Source organism: Bradyrhizobium sp. SZCCHNS2022 (assembly GCF_032377575.1).
Taxonomy (GTDB): Bacteria; Pseudomonadota; Alphaproteobacteria; order Rhizobiales; family Xanthobacteraceae; genus Bradyrhizobium; species Bradyrhizobium aeschynomenes.
Genome location: NZ_JAUHHZ010000001.1, coordinates 6,372,062 through 6,390,326 on the forward strand (window position 1 = coordinate 6,372,062; position 18,265 = coordinate 6,390,326).

Consider the following 18,265-nt stretch of genomic DNA (forward strand, 5'->3'; position numbering starts at 1 on the left):
GGTGGCACCGCCGCGCAACCGCGGAACGACGTTGCAACTAAGAAGAAGCCCGGCGCGCTCTCCGCGGCCGACCTGAAATTCGGGACCCGGGTTGCGGCTTGGCGTTCGGGCAAAGAGGACTAAGGCGTGAGCAGATACATCAGCAGCGTCCGGCCGACCGCCTGAAGGCTGTCGGCCGAGCATTTGTCGAGCGTGTCCTGCGTCGTGTTGAAATGGGGTTCGTAGTCGAAATCGATGACGAGGAAGCTCGGAATACCGACCTGCGCGAGCGCCGTGTGGTCGTCGCTGATCGGGTACGCGGTCGGCTTGGTGAGAAAAGCCTGGGAAGCGATGCTCTGGCCGATGCTCCAGAACTTCTTGACCTCGGCGGGCGCCGATCGCAGCGACATCGGCTCGGGCATCAGTGCGAGATCCTTGTCGCAGACCATGTCGAACACGACCGCCTTTTCGGGTTTGCGGTCGGGATAGTACTCCTTCAGGTTCGCCGCGAAGTGCGGTGAGCCGAGCGCTCGCCACATGGGATCACCTGCGCCCAGCGCGCGGGGCCCTTCCTCGCCGTCGAAGAAGATCATGTCGATGCCGACCTCGGCCTTCGGCAGCAGGGACAATACGCGTGCGGTTTCCAGCAGCACGGCGACGCCCGATGCGGAATTGTTGGCTCCCGGCATCGGCTCTTTCGGGTTGTTGGCGTCGCGATAGGCGTGGATGATGCTGTCGTAGTGGGTGGCAACGATCACGCGGCGCGGATTCTGCGGCTGAAAGCGGGCGATAATGTTGGTCAGCCGCAGGACCCGCCCGTCGTCGCTCTTGAAGGCGAAATTCTGGGTCTTCACCACCTCGGCCGCCGTCTTTGCCATGGCCGCCTTGATGTAGTCGATGGTCTGCTGATGCCCCCGCGTCTCGATCGCGCGGGGGGTGAAGCGCAGCTGGTCGGCGATGTGCTCCATCGCCCGGCGTCCGTCCCACTGCTCGATCCGCGCATCGGAGGCCGTGGCGGCGCTGACGCCGAGCACGGCCGCGGCAATCGCCGCGAGGGCGCAGCTGAGGACAGAGCATACACGGATATGGGCTGCCTTGCTCCCGGTCACGGCCGCGGGCTCTTCCGTTCGAACGGAATGAACAGGATGCCGGCACAGCCCGCCAGCGCCACCGCGAAGTAATAGGTGATGGCACGCGAGCCGATCGTCGGGATCAGCATGAAAGTCGTGACCAGCGTGCCGACGACGTTGCCGATGGTCGAGACGCCATAGACGAGACCGGCAACGCGGCCCGCCTCGGCGGCCGAGCGGGTCAGCAGGCTGACGGCGATCGGCGAGAATGTCCCCAGCAAGGTCAGCGGCACCAGCAGCAGCGCGGTCGAGGCGAGCAGCGTCGCGGCAGGACCGTCGCCGATGGTGTCGAGGATGTCGGCCATGACCGTGTCGGCGGTCGCCGGCACCACCGCCATATAGGCGGCGGCGATCAGGATCATGACGCCGATCGTGCGCGTCGTCGGCTGGCGGTCGACGATGGCGCTGCCGGCGAAATAGCCGATCGCGAGCGCGCACAGCACGGTCGAGATCAGGCTCGCCCAGGCGCCGATGCCGCTGCCGAAATAGGGATTGAGATAGCGGCTGCCGAGCATTTCGAAGCCCATCAGCACGCAGCCGACCAGGAACGAGCAGACGTAGATCGCCAGCAGGCCGGCGCGGGAGACCGGCGCGCTCACGGCAGCTTCCTGTTGTGGCGTTCGATCGTCTTCAACGCCTCGACCGGCGCGAAGTCGTCGGTCAGCACCTTGGCCTTGGCGTCGATGACCTGGCCATTGTCGATGTCGATGCGCTTGCGCTGCGCCAGCATGTCGGCGAGCTTGTAGCGGAAGCCGAATTCCTTGTCGCGCTCCTGCGCGACGGCGGCGAGATCCTCCGCCTTCCGCTCGTCGCCGGGATAGCCGACCATGACGATGTTGCCGCCGGCCTCGTAGAAGTCGACCTGCGGGAACACGCTGTGAATGGTCTTCACGGCGGCATCGAACAGCATTGTCGAGGGCTCGACGTTCTGCGCCACCACGCCGCCCTCGGCGAGATGATCCTTGACGAGCTGATAGAATTCCTTGGTCAGCAGGTGGAACGGCACGAACGGGCCGCGATAGGCGTCGATCAGGATGATGTCGTAGCGCTCTTTCGATTCCTGCACGAACAGCCGGCCGTCGCGGTTGGCGACGTGGAAGTTCGGCTCCTCCTTGATGCCGAAATATTTCTTGGCGAACTCCAGCACGGTCGGGTCGAGCTCGACCGAGGTCACCTGCACCTTGGGCAGGAAACGGTGCAGGTACCAGGCCGTGCGGCCGCCGCCGAAGCCGATCTCCAGGATCGAGCTCACGTTCTTGGCGTACATCACGCTGGCGGTCATGAAGCGGGTATAGTCGACCGGCAGGTCGAGCTCGTCGCGGGTGTTGTAGACGCTCTCGGTATAGATGCGCCGGTTGTGACCGAACGTCATGCTGCGATAGGGGCCCTGCTCATAGACATAGATGTTGTTGTAGAGCGACTCCTTGGACTCCAGCAGATTGCGGGTATCTTGCGCCTGGCTCGCGGCGACGGAGAGGCAGCCCGCAAGCATGCCGAGAATGACCGACCGGATGAGCATCACGAATCTGCTTCCTCAACGCTGGATCTGCCGCCGGAACATCCGGAGCGGATCCGGCGGCGGCAATGTTTGTGGTGGCGACGGCAGGGGACTATCCTGGCGCCTGCCGGGCGCCCGCTCTCTTAGACCATCGGGCGGCGGACGGATAGAGTGGGCTGCGCGCGGAAACGAGGGTGTGATCGTGTTGAAAAGGCTCGCGATTGCGCTCGCCTTGCTGGCCGGCTGCGGCGCTGCTGCGGCCGCCGAGATCGCGTTGCCGCTGGCGGCGCAGCGACAGACGATGGCGGCAAATCTCGCCCGGCAGGTCGCGACGTGCAGCCGCCGCGAGGACACCAACCACCCGGCGTTCAGGGGATGTGTCGACTGGCATTCGGCGGTCCACGGCGTCTGGGCGCTCATCGCCTATCAGCGGGCAACGGGTGACCGTCAATATCAGCCCCTCGTGGCTTCCATCCTGGCGCCCGACAGGCTCGCGTCGGAGCGCCGGTTGCTGCGGCAATCGCCGCAATTCGAAATGCCGTATGGCCGCGCCTGGTTCCTGCGGCTCGCGATCGATCACCGGAAGCTCACCGGCTCCGACGATCTCGTGCCGTTTGCGGACGAGGTTGCGGGGACGCTGCGACAATATTACCGGGGCCGCCGCATCGATCGCTTCGCCGGGGAGTATCGCAGCGACAGCTGGGCCCTGACCAATCTGCTCGACTATGCGCGGGCCCGCGGTCTTGCCGATCTCGAAACCGAGGTGATCGGCTGGATCCGCCCCAGCTTCGTCGACGCCGACCCAGAATGCTCCTATGGGCGGGAGCAGCGACAATTCATGGCGATCTGCAGCAACTGGGCGGCGCTGGTCGCCAGGGTGCTGAGCCGGGCGGACTATGCCGCCTGGCTATCGCGCTTCGTCGCCACGAACGGGCTGCCGAGCCCGATCGAGCGTCCGGCGACCGACCACGAGTTTGGATTGAATTTCAGCCGGGCCTGGGGGCTCTGGGACATGTACGAGGCGAGCGGGCGCCCCGACATCGCCGCCGCGTATGCAGCCCACGTCGAGAATGGCTACCGGCCGGCGTCGAACTGGAGCGGCTCTTATCTGGCGGTCGGTCACTGGGTCGCCCAGTTCGGCCTGTACGCCGTGCAGCCCCTGTTCGGAGTGACGGCCGGGCGATCCCTGAACGGCGGTGAGCGGAACTGAAAGCATGGATTGCCCCCGGGGCCGGGCTGTTCGGCGGTCTGCTACGGTGCTGGTCCGGGGCAGGGCCGACCTGGCGGCCGGAGAGGCTTCCGGTCGGTGCCCGGGTCTGCTATGGAGGCATCGAAGCAGTTGCACGTCGGTGCAGGCTCCGGTCCCGTAGCTCAGCTGGATAGAGCGGCGGTTTCCTAAACCGTAGGTCGCATGTTCGAGTCATGCCGGGATCGCCATCTGCCGCTGTCCAGATGCTGTCGACATTTCCTTCTTCCGTGAGGGAGCACGTCCGCCGCCACCGCTCCTGTGGCACTGCAGCTCTCGTCGTTGGTCTTGCGCTGCCGAAGCGTAATCGGCGTGCCTGTGAAGGTCGCTTATCGAGATCGTTGGTAGCGCCCTGCGCATCATCCTCGTTTTAATTGAAGCGCACCACCGCGCGTGGTAGCCTTGGCTTTTATATCATTGGCTCGCCGTGATCTCCGGCGTGCGCAAATCGAAATTTCCGATGAGCGATTCCCTTGATGCCCGTGCAAAGTCCCGTGGCCGCTCCAGGAAGGGGACGCCGGAAGAGCGGCATGAGCAAGCCGTGCTGCGATGGGAGAAGCGGAAGCTTGCGGACACCCACGTCCGCCGCATCGGGCAGGGCGAGAGCGATGATTGGAAGGGCATCGGTCTTTCAGGCGGCGGGATTCGCTCCGCGACCTTCAGTCTCGGCGCGCTTCAGGCGCTGGTCGCCCACGGACTGCTCGCCAAGTTCGACTACATCTCGACGGTCTCGGGCGGCGGCTACATCGGCTCCTCCCTGCAATGGTGGTGGAGCGAGGCGCGGGCGAAAGAAGCTGCCGCTCTCGCGCAGGCCCCTGTCGCAGCGCAGGCAGCCGGTGGAGCGTCGCCCCCCGGCACGACGGTCGCTGCCGGGCCAAGAATCTATGGCGTGGACCGTGACAATTTCCCCTACGGTTGCGACCATCTGTCCAATCCGAACCTGTCGGACAGTCCTGACCAGAAGTGCAACCTCGCCTTCCTGCGCAATCACGGCAACTACTTGGTCTCCGGCCAGGGCATCACCGCCTTGTCGGGCATCTACGTCGTTCTCAGGACGCTGCTGATCAGCCTGATCGTGTGGCTGCCGTTGATCTTCTTTCTGTTCCTGATCGTCCAGGTCATCAACCTCGGGCTCACCTTCGTCATCGAGCACGTCTTCCCTGCGCTCGACCGGCCGCTGCCCGGATTTCCGGAGTCGTGGTTCACGTGGACCTGCATGGCCACCAAGCCGCAATGTCCGTTCGCGCTGCCTCCGCTGTATACGCTGGCGCTGGTGGCCTATGCGGTGGGGGTTCTGTTCTTCGTCTTCATGTCGTTGCTGTTCGCTCTCCTGACGCGCGTTCCGAGTGAAGTCGGCCAGGGTCCACGAGTCAGCATGGCTGCCGTGCTATCCGCCGCAGCGGGTGCTGCGATGATCATCGTGCCGATCTTGCTCTATTGGCGTCTGATCAGCTTCACCACGCTCGCGGTCATCGTCGCTTCGAGCCTGTTCGGGATCGTGCTGATTGCTCGATTCGTCTTCGAGTATTTCTTTCGCGGCTCCTCCGTCACGGCAAGCTATTGGTGGCGACGAACGCTCGAGGAATGGTTCGGCGTCATCTTCGCGATCGGCCTCGTGGTGCTGGTCGTCGGTTCGTTGCCCGTGCTGCCATTTTTCCTCGCTCAGAAGATCACCGCTTCCAGCGGTCCTTCGATCGTGTTCACGGCCTTCTTCACCGTTCTGAGCGGCGCGGCATCGGCGCTGTATGGCTACTATTCCTTCGTCAAGAAGATCGATGAGACCATCGCGGCGCGCGTGTTCGTGCCGCTCGGGGCCGCCATCTTCCTGTATGGCACGCTGACATTCGGCTATATCGGATCCGTCTTCGTCTTCGACGTCTTCTCTCAGAAGAACTCGCCGCTTCTCCCCGGCGGTCTTGCCTCCTACAAGTCGTTGATCGCCTATGCGTCGACGGTTTTCATCATCGTCGGTGTCGTCCTGAGCATTCGCGCCAACGTGAACCAGATCGGCTTGCATCGCTTCTATCGCGACCGTCTCATGGAAGCATTCCTGCCGTCGACGCTGGCGGTGAAGATCGGCCGGGCGACCTATTCACCCGTGGCCGACAGCCTCAATCTCGTCGACCTTCGATCGTCGTATTCGCCGTCCGCCCGCCAGGGATCCCCCGTTCCGTATCCCCTCATCAACACCTTCGGCCGGATCGTCAGGGACGTGGACCCCAGGATCGTCAATCGGGGCGGGGTGAACTTCATCCTGTCGCCCTTCTATATCGGCTCGCGTTCGACCGGCTGGGAGGACACCAAGTCATACACGGATGAGGACCGGTACGGTCCGCTGACGCTGGCGACGGCGATGGCGGCGTCGGGGGCGGCGGTCAACTCCAACGCCGGCTACATCGGCACCGGCTTCACCCGCAATCGTCTCGTCTCCGCCGTCATGACGATCCTGAACATGCGGCTCGGCATCTGGGTCGGCAATCCCTGGCTCAAGGGCAAACGACGCAGCCAGCCCGCCTATTGGAGCCCGACCCTGACGGCGGGTCTCCTGGGATATGGTCGGGCGCGGACCGGCGCCTTCATCGAGATCTCGGACGGCGGAAATTTCGAGAATCTCGGACTGTACGAGCTCGTGCGGCGCAAGCTGGGGATCATCGTCCTGATCGACGGTGAGGCTGATGCGACCATTGCGCTGCCCGCATTGGTGTCGGCTGCGGTCCGCATCAAGGAGGACTTCAAGGCAACCCTGACCTTCGAGCCCGCCGCCGGGGTCGATCGCCTGCTGCCGGTCGACAAGGAGGTCGGCTATCCCGCCGGCGCGCATTTCGCCAAATCGCCTTATGTGGTCGGACGCGTCCGCTATGAGGACGGCTCGCCGGACAGCATCGTGATCTATCTGAAGGCGACGTTGATCCGGGATCTCGACTTCACGACCGCGGGCTATCGCGCCGGCAGTCCGGATTTCCCGCACGAGACGACCCTGGATCAGTTCTTCGACCCGAGCCAGTTCGAAGCGTATCGCGATCTCGGCTTCCGCAGCGCGTCCATCATGATCAGGGAATTGGGGCTCGCGGGCTCCGGGTCCCATCGATTTCCGAGCCGGGATGAACTCTGGAGCAGCTATTCCAATCCTGGCGCCGCGAAGCCTGGTGCCACGGAGCCTAGTGCCAAGACAGCAGCAGGCTCGCCATCCCCGTCATGAGGATGATTGCGGCGAGCGTGCCGATCGCGAGCCGGAACCTGTCACCGGCTTCGGCGACGAGCTTCGTCATCGTGATCATCGCGGCGAGGGCCGCGAACAGCAGCGCAACGACGGCCTCGGCGGCGCTGCGGCCGAGCTGTGCGACCGTCTCGACGGCATCGCGCAGGCCCTCATAGATGTGGAGATCCTTGCTGATGCAGAACAGGATGAGCGTGACGATCCAGGCCGCAATCAGCCGCCGGGCCACGGCATCCCGCCTGGCTTCGGGCGTGGCGCGTGCGATCAGCAGGGACAATCCGTAGAGCAGGGCGACGGGCACGACCCCGACGATCCAGTACTCGACATCGTCGATATGCACCCGGCCGCCGGTGGCGATCGACTTCGCGATCACGAACAGCGCGCAGGCGGCAACGACCAGGCCGGTCTGCAGGATCGCGGGCCCAAATGAGGGAAGATGTTTCCGGCCCCCGGCCTCCTTCAGATCAGGCCGGCCTTCCGACGTCATGGTCAGTCCGTCCGTCATCGCCGCAAGCCTCGAGCCCGTTCGCCGTCCACCGAGCCGAAAGAATACTAAACAAGTACGGCTAAAGACGGATTAACGCGTGAGCTGGCGCGACAGTTCGTCCGCCCGGATCAGCCGGCCGCCCTTCGGCGCTCCCTCCAAATCATTGACACGAATGAAGAAATTTCTGCCGGTCGGTTTCACGCGAAGGGCGATGCAGGCCATCTTCTGCGCGTTCGTGCGATATTTGATGATGTCCACCCGCTGGTCGGCGAGGCCGACCGATCCGACCGCGGCGGCTCCACGGATGCTCAGACCGGCCATGATCTGGCTATGGAACCCGCCGCTCACCACGCTCGGGTCGAACGAGAACTGCGACCGGTTGCTGCGCCAGTCCCAGCGCAGCGGGGCGTCGAAAGTGGTGCTGTCGGTCGCGGCGTCGCATCGACCGCTGCGGCTGACATATCTGGTGTGAAATTCACCGAGGCTGCGGCCATCCTCATTGTCGGACGCGTCATAGCCGTAGTCGTGGTACCGGTCATATTCCAGCGCCGAGACCCGCCCGTCGAACGAGGACGGCTCCCTGCCCCGGCAGGAGTCGAATTCGGCCTGTTTGGCGCGATCGAGCTTGATCTTCTTGCGGGCGGGCTCGGGATCTTTCTCGCTGGTATCGATCTTGCGGCCGGTCTTGACGACGATCGCGCCCGACCGCGGCTCGTCCTGAAAAAATTCCCGCGTGACGTAGATCAGCTGGGCTTCCCTCCCGGAGAGCGAAAGGCCGCCGTCCGGCACGGCGGCCCATGTCTTGGTGTCCGGGTCCCAGTAGAACAGCTCCTGCGCAGCAAAGTCACTCATGAGCTGCGCCACAGGGGTGCAGAAATCGGCTTCGGCCGACGCATGTCCGCTCGGCGCAACCCATGCCAACGCAACAGCAAACAATTGGAACGACGTCGCCCTCGTGAGCTTCCTCATCACAACAGAGCCTCCCTGCCCGCAGCAGGAGCATATCGCGTCAACCATCGGATGAGAAGATGCGTGCGGCAACCATCGGGCTCGGCGGTGGCTGGACGAGGCGAGGCGGCTGCGACGGCCGGGATCGCCGCCTCTCCATTGCGACGTCTCATCCGTTCGCACGCCAAATCCGACCGGCTCGGGAATCGGGTGGAGCGCGGGGCCGCCGCATCGCAAATCTTCCGGGGCGCGACGGACGCATGCGCCCGTCCGCGCGGCGCGCGAAATTTGCCGCCGGCATGCATCACCCTGGAGAGCTTTCCCATGCACACGACCATCGAGCCGGGCATCCTCTATTTCGGGACGCCGGTCGTCCTGATCAGCACCGTCAACGAGGACGGCAGCTTCAATCTCGCGCCGATGTCGTCGGCGTTCTGGCTCGGCTGGCGCTGCATGCTCGGCCTCGCCGCGGGATCGAAGACGCCGCAGAACATGCGGCGCAGCCGCGAATGCGTGCTGAACCTGCCGTCGGCCGATCTCGTGGCCGCGGTCGATCGCCTCGCGCTCACCACCGGATCGGATCCGGTGCCGCCGATGAAGCAGCGCGGCGGCTATCGCCATGAGGCCGACAAGTTCGGCGCAGCCGGGCTGACGGCGATGCGATCCGAAACCGTCGCCGCGCCGCGCGTCGCCGAATGTCCCGTGCAGCTCGAGGCGCGGGTCGAGGCGGTGCACGGCATCGCCGACGACGATGCCGTGCTGAAGGGCCACATCCAGTGCTTCGAGGTCCGGGTGCAGCGCGTCCACGTCGACGGCTCCATCCTGATGGAGGGCGCGCGCGACCGCATCGATCCCGACAAATGGCGGCCGCTGATCATGAGCTTCCAGCAGTTCTACGGCCTCGGCTCCAGGCTCCACGATTCGCGGCTGGCAACGATCCCGGAGGCGGCCTATCGCACGCCGGATATCGTCCGCGCCCGCACCACCGCAAGCCTCGAGGCGGCCGCGAGCTGAGCGCTTCGTGCCGCGCGTCTCGCCTGAAATCGTCCGGCCGCACGTTCAAGCCTGCATCCGGTGCGAGACGTCGAGGACATCATGGGGGCTGTTTCTGTCGAGAGACTGCTGATCGAGGCAGCCGATCACTACAATGCAGGGCGGGCCGGCCTGGCCCAGGTCGTCTGCGGCGAGATTCTCCAGGCCGCGCCGGATCATCTTCCGGCGCTGCATCTCTCCGCGATCCTCGCCTTTGCCGATGGCCGCATGGCGGAGGGCGCAGCGCTGCTCGGACGCGTCTTCGCCAGGGATCCCAACCACGTGCCGGCCTATGTCACGCTGGGCGATGCCCTCGCTGTGAAAGGCGAGCGCGAAGGCGCTGCGGATGCCTTCGCGCGCGCCGCGGCGTTGCGGCCGCACGACGCCGCCATTCACAGCAAGCTCGGCACGGCGCTGCTCGAGCTGTCGCGCCTCGCCGACGCCGAGGCCGCCTACCGCCATGCCATCGAGCTCGACCCGGCACTGCTCCGCGCCCGCTGGAATCTCGCGCTCGCCCTGGCGCGGCAGGGCCGGCTCAGCGACGCCGAAGCCGCGTATCGCGCGCTGCTCGAACGCGACCCATCCTATCCCGAAGCCTGGCGGGCGCTCGCGCATGTGCTCGCCGAGCAGGCGAACGACGCGGCGGCCGTATCGGCCTATCAGCAGGCGCTCGCTGCGCGCCCGGGGGATGCGGGCCTGCATCTCAGCCTGGGCGATGTGCTCTACAAGCAGCGCGCCTTCACCGAGGCTGCGCTTCATTACCGCCGCGCTGCCGATCTCGCGCCCGGCGATGCCAGCGCGGCGCGGCTGCTCGGTCATGCGCTGCACGAGGCCGGCCGTTCAGCCGAGGCGGTCGACGCCTATCGCCGCGCGGCGGCGCTCGACCCCACCGATGTCGTCGTGCTCAGCAATCTCGGCGCCTGCCTGTGCGGCGCCGGGCAGCTCGACGCCGCCATCGCCGCCTGCGAGCACGCCCTGGCGCTCGCGCCCGATCACGCTCCGGCGCACACCAATCTCGGCATCATCCATGAGCTGCGCGGCGAGACCGGGCAGGCCGTCGCGGCGCATCGCCGCGCCGTCGCCGCCGATCCGTCCTACGGAAAGGGCTACGCCAATCTCGCGGTGGCGCTGCGCAATGCCGGCGACATCGACGATGCGTTGGCAGCGTCCCATTGGGCGGTCGCCCTCGCGCCCGGCGACGCGCTGGCGCGCTACAACCACGCGCATTTTCTCCTGATGTGCGGCGACCTCCCGGCCGGCTTCGCCGAGCACCGCTGGGGCCGCGACTGCCCCGATCTCTCCGCGGGCATGCCGCGCTTCGATGTGCCGGAATGGCAGGGCGAGCCGCTCGCCGGCCGCACGCTGCTGCTGTTCGCCGAATACGGCATCGGCGATGCGCTGCAATTCGTGCGCTACATCGACCGCGTGAGGGCGATGGGCGGCCAGATCGTGCTGCAGGTGCAGCCGGCGATCGCGCCGCTGCTGCGCTGTCTGGAGGCCGTCACCGTGGTCGCGCGCGGCGCGCCACTGCCGCCGTTCGATCTGCAGCTGCCGCTGATGGATCTGCCGCGCATCTTCGGCACGACGCTGGAGACGATTCCCGGCGACGTGCCGTATCTCACCGCCGATCCGGTCAAGGTCGCGGCCTGGCACAACGTGCTCGGCCGCGCGCCGCAGCTCAAGGTCGGCGTGGTCTGGGCCGGCAATGTCAGGCACAAGGGCGACCGCCAGCGCTCGCTCGCCGCGCGCGACGTGCTGCCGCGGCTGGTGATGCCGGGCGTGCAGCTCTATTCCCTGCAGAAGGAGCCGCGGCCGGACGATGCGCCCGCGTTGCTCGACCTCGGCAGCGATGTCATCGACCTCGCGCCGCTGTTGAATGATTTCGCCGAGACCGCCGCCGCGGTCGCCGCGCTCGATCTGGTCATTTCCGTCGATACGTCGGTGGCGCATCTGGCCGGCGCGCTGGCGCGCCCGGTGTGGGTGCTCTTGCCCTACGCACTCGACTGGCGCTGGCTGCGCGACCGCGCCGACACGCCGTGGTATCCGACCATGCGGCTGTTCCGGCAGGAGCAGCCGATGGCGTGGGACGGGGTGCTGATGCGAGCGGCGGCAGAACTCGCGCGGGTGGCGGCAGGAGAGCGCGGGTTGCTGTTGCCCGCCACGATGGACGTCTGCTGAGCGATGTGAGGGTGCTCTATCCATCCCACCGCTGTCGTCCCGGCCTCCGCGCCGGGACCCATAGCCCCGCGCCGCTGTTTGGCGAAGAGCGACGCTCAGCGTGCCTCACAGAACGATCACGCGGTATGGGTCCCGGCGTTCGCCGGGACGACGGCGGTGGGTGTCGGTCGACCGATGCTCACCAAGGCGCCGTCACGGCACCGCTGATCAGGACGCCGGCACCGCTTCCTGCGCCAGCAACTCCCGCACCCGCGGCACCACCACGCGGCCATACAGCTCGATGCTGCGCATCAGTTTGACGTGAGGCAGGGGCCCCGCCGAGTACTTGAGCTGAAAGCGCGACAGGCCGAGCGCCTTGACGGTCGCGGCGATCTTCTGCGCCACGGTCTCCGGCGAGCCGACATAGAGCGAGCCGTGATCGGCCTCCTGGACGAATTCGTCGCGGCCCATCGGCGGCCAGCCGCGCTCGCGGCCGATGCGGTCGCGCATGGTCTTGTAGTCCGGCCACAGCTCCTCGCGCGCCTGTTCGTCGGTGTCCGCGACGTAGCCCGGCGAATGCACGCCGATCGGCTTCACCTCGCGGCCGAACTGCTTGATGGCGCGATGATACAAATCGACATAGGGCGCGAACCGCGCAGGGTCGCCGCCGATGATCGCGAGCATCAGCGGCAGCTCGTAATGCGCGGCGCGCACCACCGATTCCGGACTGCCGCCGACGCCGATCCAGGCCTTCAGCCGGCCGTGCTCGATCGGCGGATAGACGAGCTGCTCGCGCAGCGGCGGACGCAGATGGCCCTGCCAGGTCAGCGGCTGCTGCGGCAGGAGACTGACGAACAGATCGAGCTTCTCCTCGAACAGCGTCTCGTAGTCCTTGAGGTCGAAGCCGAACAGCGGGAAGGATTCAGTGAACGAGCCGCGGCCGAGGATCACCTCGGCGCGGCCGTTCGACACCGCGTCGAGCGTTGCGAACCGCTGGAACACGCGGATCGGATCATCCGAGCTCAGCACCGTGACCGCCGAGCCGAGCCTGATGCGGCTCGTCCGCGCCGCGATCGCCGCCAGCGCGACCTCCGGCGCCGAGATCGCGAAGTCGCCGCGGTGGTGCTCGCCGAGCCCGATGAAGTCGAGCCCGAGCTGGTCGGCGAGCACGGCTTCCTCGACCACGTCGCGGATCACCTGAGCATGCGCGGCCATCGCGCCGTCAGCGCCGCGGGTGACGTCGCCGAAGGTGTCGAGGCCGAATTCGATTGCTGCGGTCATGTCTCGTTCCAATGCGTCGGGCCGTCATACGGCGTCCGTGCGTCAGCTGGAAGGGGCGGAGCCGGTTTGCAAGCGGGCGGTCGCGAAACACAGGGTTTCAGGCCGCGGAGGCCCCGTCTGCGAACGCGGGTCCACAGCCTCACCCCGTCATTCCGGGGCAACCGTCATGTGCGACTGCACATGACGGTTGAACCCGGAATCTCGATGTGGCGAAAAAAGAATCCAGGGAATCTCGAGATTCCGGGTTCAAGGCCTTTCGGCCTTGCCGCGGAATGACTGCGCCATACAGGCTCGATCGCTTCGGCCACGCTCAAAAATTCATCTTTCGTTTTTCCGAAAACTATGCTCTATTGCGCGCATCCCGCCTCATCGATGAGGGGCGTACGCGCGGTCGTCACGAGACGCGAGGCGGGGATGCGGTGGCCGTGGCGGGTCGCAGCGCGACGCAAGTCGCGCCGACGAACGATCTGCTGCGGACGGTCAAGCCGTGTGGTCCTGGCCTCCCGACGCTGAGGCCAAGTCCGTGATCTCTGCTCCAGGGCAGGCGCGGGCGATGGGGGCAAGAACGCCCGGTCCCCAGGGAGAGCACGGAGCAGCCGTAAGCCCATCGCGCAGGGAATGCCGGATTGTCGGCTGAACCTGTGGTTCCTGCCGCCTGCATTTTTTTCGCAGGCGGGCCATGGGTGAGGCCTTCACCCGGCATTCCCTGCGCCCTCATTCTTTCGAGGGTGTTGCATCCAGCCAAACTCGGGCGAAACCGGCCGCGAGAACGCGGGCGCTTGGCCGCTGCGGACACGATGCCGCGTGCGCCTCTCGCGCGGTCATGCCATGCCAAAAAATGGGCGTGTGGGTCGGTCGCGCATCACCTAGGCTCTCCTCATTGACCACGGGATCACGCGCATGGCGACAGGCAGCGATTATCGGATCTTCGAGGCGGGCGATGTCGTCCTGCAATCCGGCGCGACGTTCCCGTCGCTGCGGCTGGCCTACAAGACCTACGGCACGCTGAATGCGGCCAAGGACAACGTCATCCTCTATCCGACGTCGTTCGGCGCCCAACACACCGACACTGAATGGCTGATCGGATCAGGCGGCATTCTCGATTCCGACAGATATTTCATCATCATCCCGAACCTGTTCGGCAACGGCCTGTCGTCCTCGCCGTCCAACACGCGCGAACTGCTCGGCGGCGTGCCGTTCCCGGCGATCAGCTATCACGACGCGGTCGCGGCGCAGCGGCAGCTGCTGGAGGAGCAGTTCGGCATCGGCAGGATCGCGCTGGTCTATGGCTGGTCGATGGGCGGCATGCAGGCCTATCACTGGGCTGCTCTCCATCCGGATATGGTGGAGCGCGCCGCGGTGGTTTGCGGCAGTGCGCGCTGCTCGCCCTACAATCACCTGTTCCTCGATGCGGTGAAGGCGGCGCTGACGGCCGATCCCGCCTTCCAGAACGGCCGCTTCGTGGAGAAGCCGGTGGCCGGCCTGCGCGCGATGGGACGTATCTATGCGGGCTGGGCGATGTCCTACGAGTTCTATCGCGACGAGGTCTGGCGCGAGCAGGGCTTCGCCTCGCAGGAGGATTATCTCGCTGCCACCTGGGACACCGCCTTCGCGCATCGCGACGCCAATAATCTGCTGGCGCAGATCGCGATCTGGCAAGGCGGTGACATCAGCGCCTGCGCGGCGTTCTCAGGCGATCTCGACCGGGCGCTTTCCGCCATCACCGCGCACATGCTGCTGATGCCCGGCCAGACCGACCGCTATTTCGACTGGCGCGATAATGAGCGCGAGCTGCCGAAGCTGGTCAACGCCCGCTCCGCCACGTTGCGCCCGATCCCATCGGTCCACGGCCACCGCGCCGGCAATCCCGTCCGCATCCCGGCCGATCGCGACTTCATCAAAGCCAACGTCTCCACCCTTCTCCAGAGCTGATCCAGAGTTCGACATGACCGACGTGCCCACCGACGAATTCGCGCCTCGCCCGAAGCTGCTGACACCAGCAGTGCTGCAGCAGCTCTGCACACGCTCCAACCTGAAGGGCGCGCTGCGCACGCTCAGCCACTACGGCGCAATCATCGCCGTGGGTGCGCTGATCGGAACGATCGCATCGACGCATGGGATGCTGTGGGCGCTACCCTTGCTGCCGGTTCAGGGCGTGCTCATCGCCTTCCTGTTCATGGCGGTGCACGAGACGGCGCACAAGACCGCGTTCGACAGCCGCCGGCTGAACGTGGCGGTCGGCAATCTCTCCGGCTTCCTGATCGGGCTGCCTTACGAATATTACTGCCTGTTCCACTGGGAGCATCACCGCCACACCCAGGACCCCCAGCGCGATCCGGAGCTGATCGTCGGCCCCAAGCCGCGCTCCGAGACGCAGCTCGCGATCGCCTATTCCGGCCTGGTCCAGGTCGCCGGCCGTCTCAGACTGGTGCTGAAGCATGCCGTGACCGGCGAGGTCACCGTGCCCTGGGTGCCCGCCGGCCGTCGCGCGATCATCGTGCGCGAGGCCCGTTTCTATGTCGCCGGCTACGCGCTCTTGCTGTTCGGCTCGCTCGCGCTGCACAGCGCGCTCCTGCTGTGGGTCTGGGTGCTCCCGCTGCTGCTTGGGCAACTGATCCTGCGGCCCTATCTCTACGCCGAGCACACCGGCTGCGATCACACCAGGAGCGCCTTCCACAACACCCGCACCACCTTCACGACGCAGGCCGTGCATTGGCTCGCCTGGAACATGCCCTATCACGTCGAGCATCACGCTTATCCGGCGGTGCCGTTCCATGCACTGCCGAAGCTGCATGCGATCGTGGACGGCGAGATCAAATATCGCGGCGAGGGTTATGTCGCGGTGACCCGGCAGACCTGGGCGTGGTTTTGCGCGCACTTTGATGCAGCGAAGCCCTGAGCAATGAGTTCGCGCTTAAGCCATCGCCACGCAGACGGTGCGCTCCCTCTCCCCGTTCTTCACGGGGAGAGGGGTGGGGTGAGGGGCAGCCGCACGGGAAGTGGTCGTGGCGAGACCTGTACCCCCTCACCCGGATTGCATCTTCGATGCAATCCGACCTCTCCCCGCAAGCGGGGCGAGGTAGGGGACCGCGACCGCCGCAAGACCGAGGCTCACCGCCACCGCTCGCGCATCCGCGCACCCAGGTCGATCCGCGGCCCCGAGTTCGCAACCGCCGTAGCCCGTGGCAGCCGCGGCCAGCCGATCCGTTCGAATAGCGGCACCAGCGCTTCCGGAATGAACCGCGTGCGCGAGGCATAGACGTGACGATCACCGCGCACCGGCTGGCCATGGACGAAGAAGCGCTGCGGTACCAGCAGGTGCAGATCGTCCTTGGCGCGGGTCATCGCGACATAGAGCAGCCGGCGTTCCTCTTCCAGCTCGGCGCTGGAGCCGGCGCCGAGGTCCGAGGGCATGCAGCCGTCGACGACGTTGAGCACATGTACCGAATTCCACTCCATCCCCTTGGCGGAATGGATGGTGGAGAGGATCAGATAGTCCTCGTCGAGCAGGGGCACGCCGGCCTGGTCGGAGGTCGCGTCGGGCGGATCGAGCGTCAGCTCGGTGAGGAAGCGCTCGCGCGAGGGATAGCCGCTGGCGATCTGCTCGAGCTGCAGCAGATCGGCGCTGCGCACCTCGGCATCCTCGTGGACGCGCTCGAGATGCGGCTGATACCAGTGCCGGACGCGCGCGATGTCCGCGGGCCAGTCCGACAGCCGCAGCTGCTCCAGCATGCGCACGAACGCCGTCCAGTCGTCGCCGGCGCGCGCGGGGGCCGGCTGCGCGCAGAGACGTGCGATCGGATCGGCGCTGTCGCTCGCAGCATCGAGCAGCCGCTGTGCCGAGGCCGGGCCGATGCCGGGGATCAGGTGCAGCACGCGGAAGCCGGCGATACGGTCGCGGGGATTCTCCACGAAACGCAGCAGCGCCAGCACGTCCTTGACATGCGCGGCGTCGAGGAACTTCAACCCGCCGAACTTCACGAACGGAATGTTGCGCCGTGTCAGCTCGATTTCCAGCGGCCCGCTATGCGACGACGTCCGAAACAGCACGGCCTGCTGCTTCAGCACGATGCCTTCCTCGCGCTTGGCCAGCACCTGCTCGACGACGTAGCGGGCCTGATCGGCCTCGTCGCTGATGGTGACGAGTTGCGGCTTGCGCGAGGCCGTGCGGTCGGTCCACAAATTCTTGGTGAAGCGCTCGCGCGCCAGCCCGATCACCGCATTGGCGGCGGAGAGGATCGGCTGCGTCGAGCGGTAGTTGCGGTCGAGCGTAACGATGTCGGCGCGCGGGCTGAACTGATCGGGGAAGTCGAGGATGTTGCGCACGGTGGCGGCGCGGAACGCGTAGATCGACTGCGCATCGTCGCCGACGACCGTGAGCCCCGTTCCGTTCGGCTTCAATCCCAGCAGGATCTGCGACTGCAGCCGGTTCGTATCCTGGTATTCGTCGACCAGCACGTGATCGAAGCGGTCGCCGATCTCGCGCGCGATGGTCGCGTCCGCCATCATCTGCGCCCAGTAGAGCAACAGGTCATCATAGTCGAGCACGGCGTTCGCCTGCTTCGCTTCGACATAAGCTGCGAACAGGCCTTTCAGCTCGCCTGCCCATTCCGCGCACCACGGGAAATGCCGCACCAGCGCTTCGTCCAGCGGCATGTCGGCATTGACGCAGCGCGAGTAGATCGCAAGGCAGGTGCCCTTGGTCGGAAAGCGCTTCTGCGTGTTGGACAGGCCGCGTTCGTGCCGCACCAGATTCATCAGGTCGGCGGAATCCTCGCGATCATGGATCGTGAACACGGGATCAAGTCCGATGCGCTCGGCGTATTCGCGCAGCATCCGTGCACCGAGGCCGTGAAACGTGCCGGCCCATGTCAGCCCCGACGTGATCGCTTCGGCCTGGCCGCTCAGCACTTTTCGCGCGATGCGCTCGACCCGCCGGCTCATCTCGCTGGCCGCGCGGCGCGAGAACGTCATCAGCAGAATTCGGCGCGGATCGGCGCCGTTGACGAGCAGATGTGCGACGCGATGCGCGAGCGTGTTGGTCTTGCCCGAGCCGGCGCCGGCAATGATCAGCAGCGGCGGCCCCGGTGCGGCCAGCGCACCGCCATGCTCGACGGCGCGGCGCTGCTCCGGATTGAGATCGTCGAGATATGTCGCGGCCGCTGCCTGCACGAATCGTCCCTCAGTCCACGAGAATCCGCGATTTGCTTCGCGCGCGCAACGAGATGGCTCGGCTGCGACAGCGTTTTACATGATTCGCAACCGGTCTTTTTTGTCACGGTTGCCCACA

Annotated in this window: 13 protein-coding genes and 1 tRNA gene; 7 read left to right on the plus strand and 7 right to left on the minus strand. The window is 66.1% G+C overall.

Going from position 1 to position 18,265, the window contains the following annotated elements; translation table 11 throughout:
* Positions 1-119: 119 nt before the first annotated feature.
* Genes QXZ94_RS28525 through QXZ94_RS28535 form a run of 3 tightly spaced genes read right to left on the minus strand, consistent with a single transcriptional unit; the run spans position 120 to position 2,628 of the window.
* Positions 120-1,088 (minus strand): M28 family peptidase, encoded by a 969-nt coding sequence (locus QXZ94_RS28525; RefSeq protein WP_315724024.1) that lies wholly within the window; start codon positions 1,086-1,088, stop codon positions 120-122.
* A complete protein-coding gene (locus QXZ94_RS28530) occupies positions 1,085-1,708 on the minus strand; it encodes a fused MFS/spermidine synthase (protein WP_315724026.1) in 624 nt (207 codons plus the stop codon). Before QXZ94_RS28530 ends, QXZ94_RS28525 begins: the two co-directional genes overlap by 4 nt.
* The gene (locus QXZ94_RS28535; protein ID WP_315724028.1) at positions 1,705-2,628 is read right to left on the minus strand and encodes a fused MFS/spermidine synthase; all 924 of its coding nucleotides are present in this window, start codon (positions 2,626-2,628) and stop codon (positions 1,705-1,707) included. The genes QXZ94_RS28530 and QXZ94_RS28535 overlap by 4 nt, the downstream gene beginning before the upstream one ends.
* Here QXZ94_RS28535 and QXZ94_RS28540 point away from each other — a divergent pair.
* The 3 genes from QXZ94_RS28540 (at position 2,609) to QXZ94_RS28550 (ending at position 7,052) form a co-directional block, all read left to right on the plus strand.
* Positions 2,609-3,817: a DUF2891 family protein gene (locus QXZ94_RS28540; RefSeq protein WP_315724030.1), complete on the plus strand. Its 1,209-nt coding sequence runs from the start codon at positions 2,609-2,611 to the stop codon at positions 3,815-3,817. The genes QXZ94_RS28535 and QXZ94_RS28540 overlap by 20 nt on opposite strands.
* 150 nt (positions 3,818-3,967) lie before the next feature.
* A tRNA-Arg gene (locus tag QXZ94_RS28545) sits at positions 3,968-4,044 on the plus strand.
* Between the two features lie 269 nt (positions 4,045-4,313).
* Positions 4,314-7,052 (plus strand): patatin-like phospholipase family protein, encoded by a 2,739-nt coding sequence (locus QXZ94_RS28550; protein WP_315724032.1) that lies wholly within the window; start codon positions 4,314-4,316, stop codon positions 7,050-7,052.
* Here QXZ94_RS28550 and QXZ94_RS28555 read toward each other — a convergent pair.
* Together QXZ94_RS28555 and QXZ94_RS28560 are read right to left on the minus strand one after the other, a co-directional pair.
* On the minus strand, positions 7,012-7,575 hold the full coding sequence (locus tag QXZ94_RS28555) for a hypothetical protein (RefSeq protein ID WP_315724034.1): 564 nt from the start codon (positions 7,573-7,575) through the stop codon (positions 7,012-7,014). The two genes, QXZ94_RS28550 and QXZ94_RS28555, sit on opposite strands and share 41 nt — an antisense overlap.
* Positions 7,576-7,647: 72 nt before the next feature.
* A complete protein-coding gene (locus QXZ94_RS28560; RefSeq protein WP_315724035.1) occupies positions 7,648-8,526 on the minus strand; it encodes a hypothetical protein in 879 nt (292 codons plus the stop codon).
* A gap of 303 nt (positions 8,527-8,829) precedes the next feature.
* Here QXZ94_RS28560 and QXZ94_RS28565 point away from each other — a divergent pair, with 303 nt between their 5' ends.
* Both QXZ94_RS28565 and QXZ94_RS28570 read left to right on the plus strand, forming a co-directional pair.
* Positions 8,830-9,519 (plus strand): flavin reductase family protein, encoded by a 690-nt coding sequence (locus QXZ94_RS28565; protein WP_315724037.1) that lies wholly within the window; start codon positions 8,830-8,832, stop codon positions 9,517-9,519.
* A gap of 81 nt (positions 9,520-9,600) precedes the next feature.
* Positions 9,601-11,715, plus strand: coding sequence for a tetratricopeptide repeat protein (locus tag QXZ94_RS28570; RefSeq protein ID WP_315724039.1), 2,115 nt, complete (start codon positions 9,601-9,603; stop codon positions 11,713-11,715).
* Between the two features lie 207 nt (positions 11,716-11,922).
* Here QXZ94_RS28570 and QXZ94_RS28575 read toward each other — a convergent pair whose 3' ends face one another.
* Entirely contained in the window at positions 11,923-12,975 is a 1,053-nt protein-coding gene (locus tag QXZ94_RS28575) for an LLM class flavin-dependent oxidoreductase (protein ID WP_315724041.1), read from the minus strand.
* Positions 12,976-13,875: 900 nt separating this feature from the next.
* On the opposite strand from QXZ94_RS28575, the gene QXZ94_RS28580 reads away from it, so the two are divergent.
* The gene (locus QXZ94_RS28580; RefSeq protein WP_315724043.1) at positions 13,876-14,907 is read left to right on the plus strand and encodes an alpha/beta fold hydrolase; all 1,032 of its coding nucleotides are present in this window, start codon (positions 13,876-13,878) and stop codon (positions 14,905-14,907) included.
* Positions 14,908-14,920: 13 nt separating this feature from the next.
* On the plus strand, positions 14,921-15,874 hold the full coding sequence (locus tag QXZ94_RS28585) for a fatty acid desaturase (RefSeq protein ID WP_315724045.1): 954 nt from the start codon (positions 14,921-14,923) through the stop codon (positions 15,872-15,874).
* Positions 15,875-16,086: 212 nt separating this feature from the next.
* On the opposite strand, the gene QXZ94_RS28590 is transcribed toward QXZ94_RS28585, so the two are convergent.
* Positions 16,087-18,147, minus strand: a complete 2,061-nt coding sequence (locus QXZ94_RS28590) for an ATP-dependent helicase (protein ID WP_315724047.1) — start codon at positions 18,145-18,147, stop codon at positions 16,087-16,089.
* Positions 18,148-18,265: the final 118 nt, after the last annotated feature.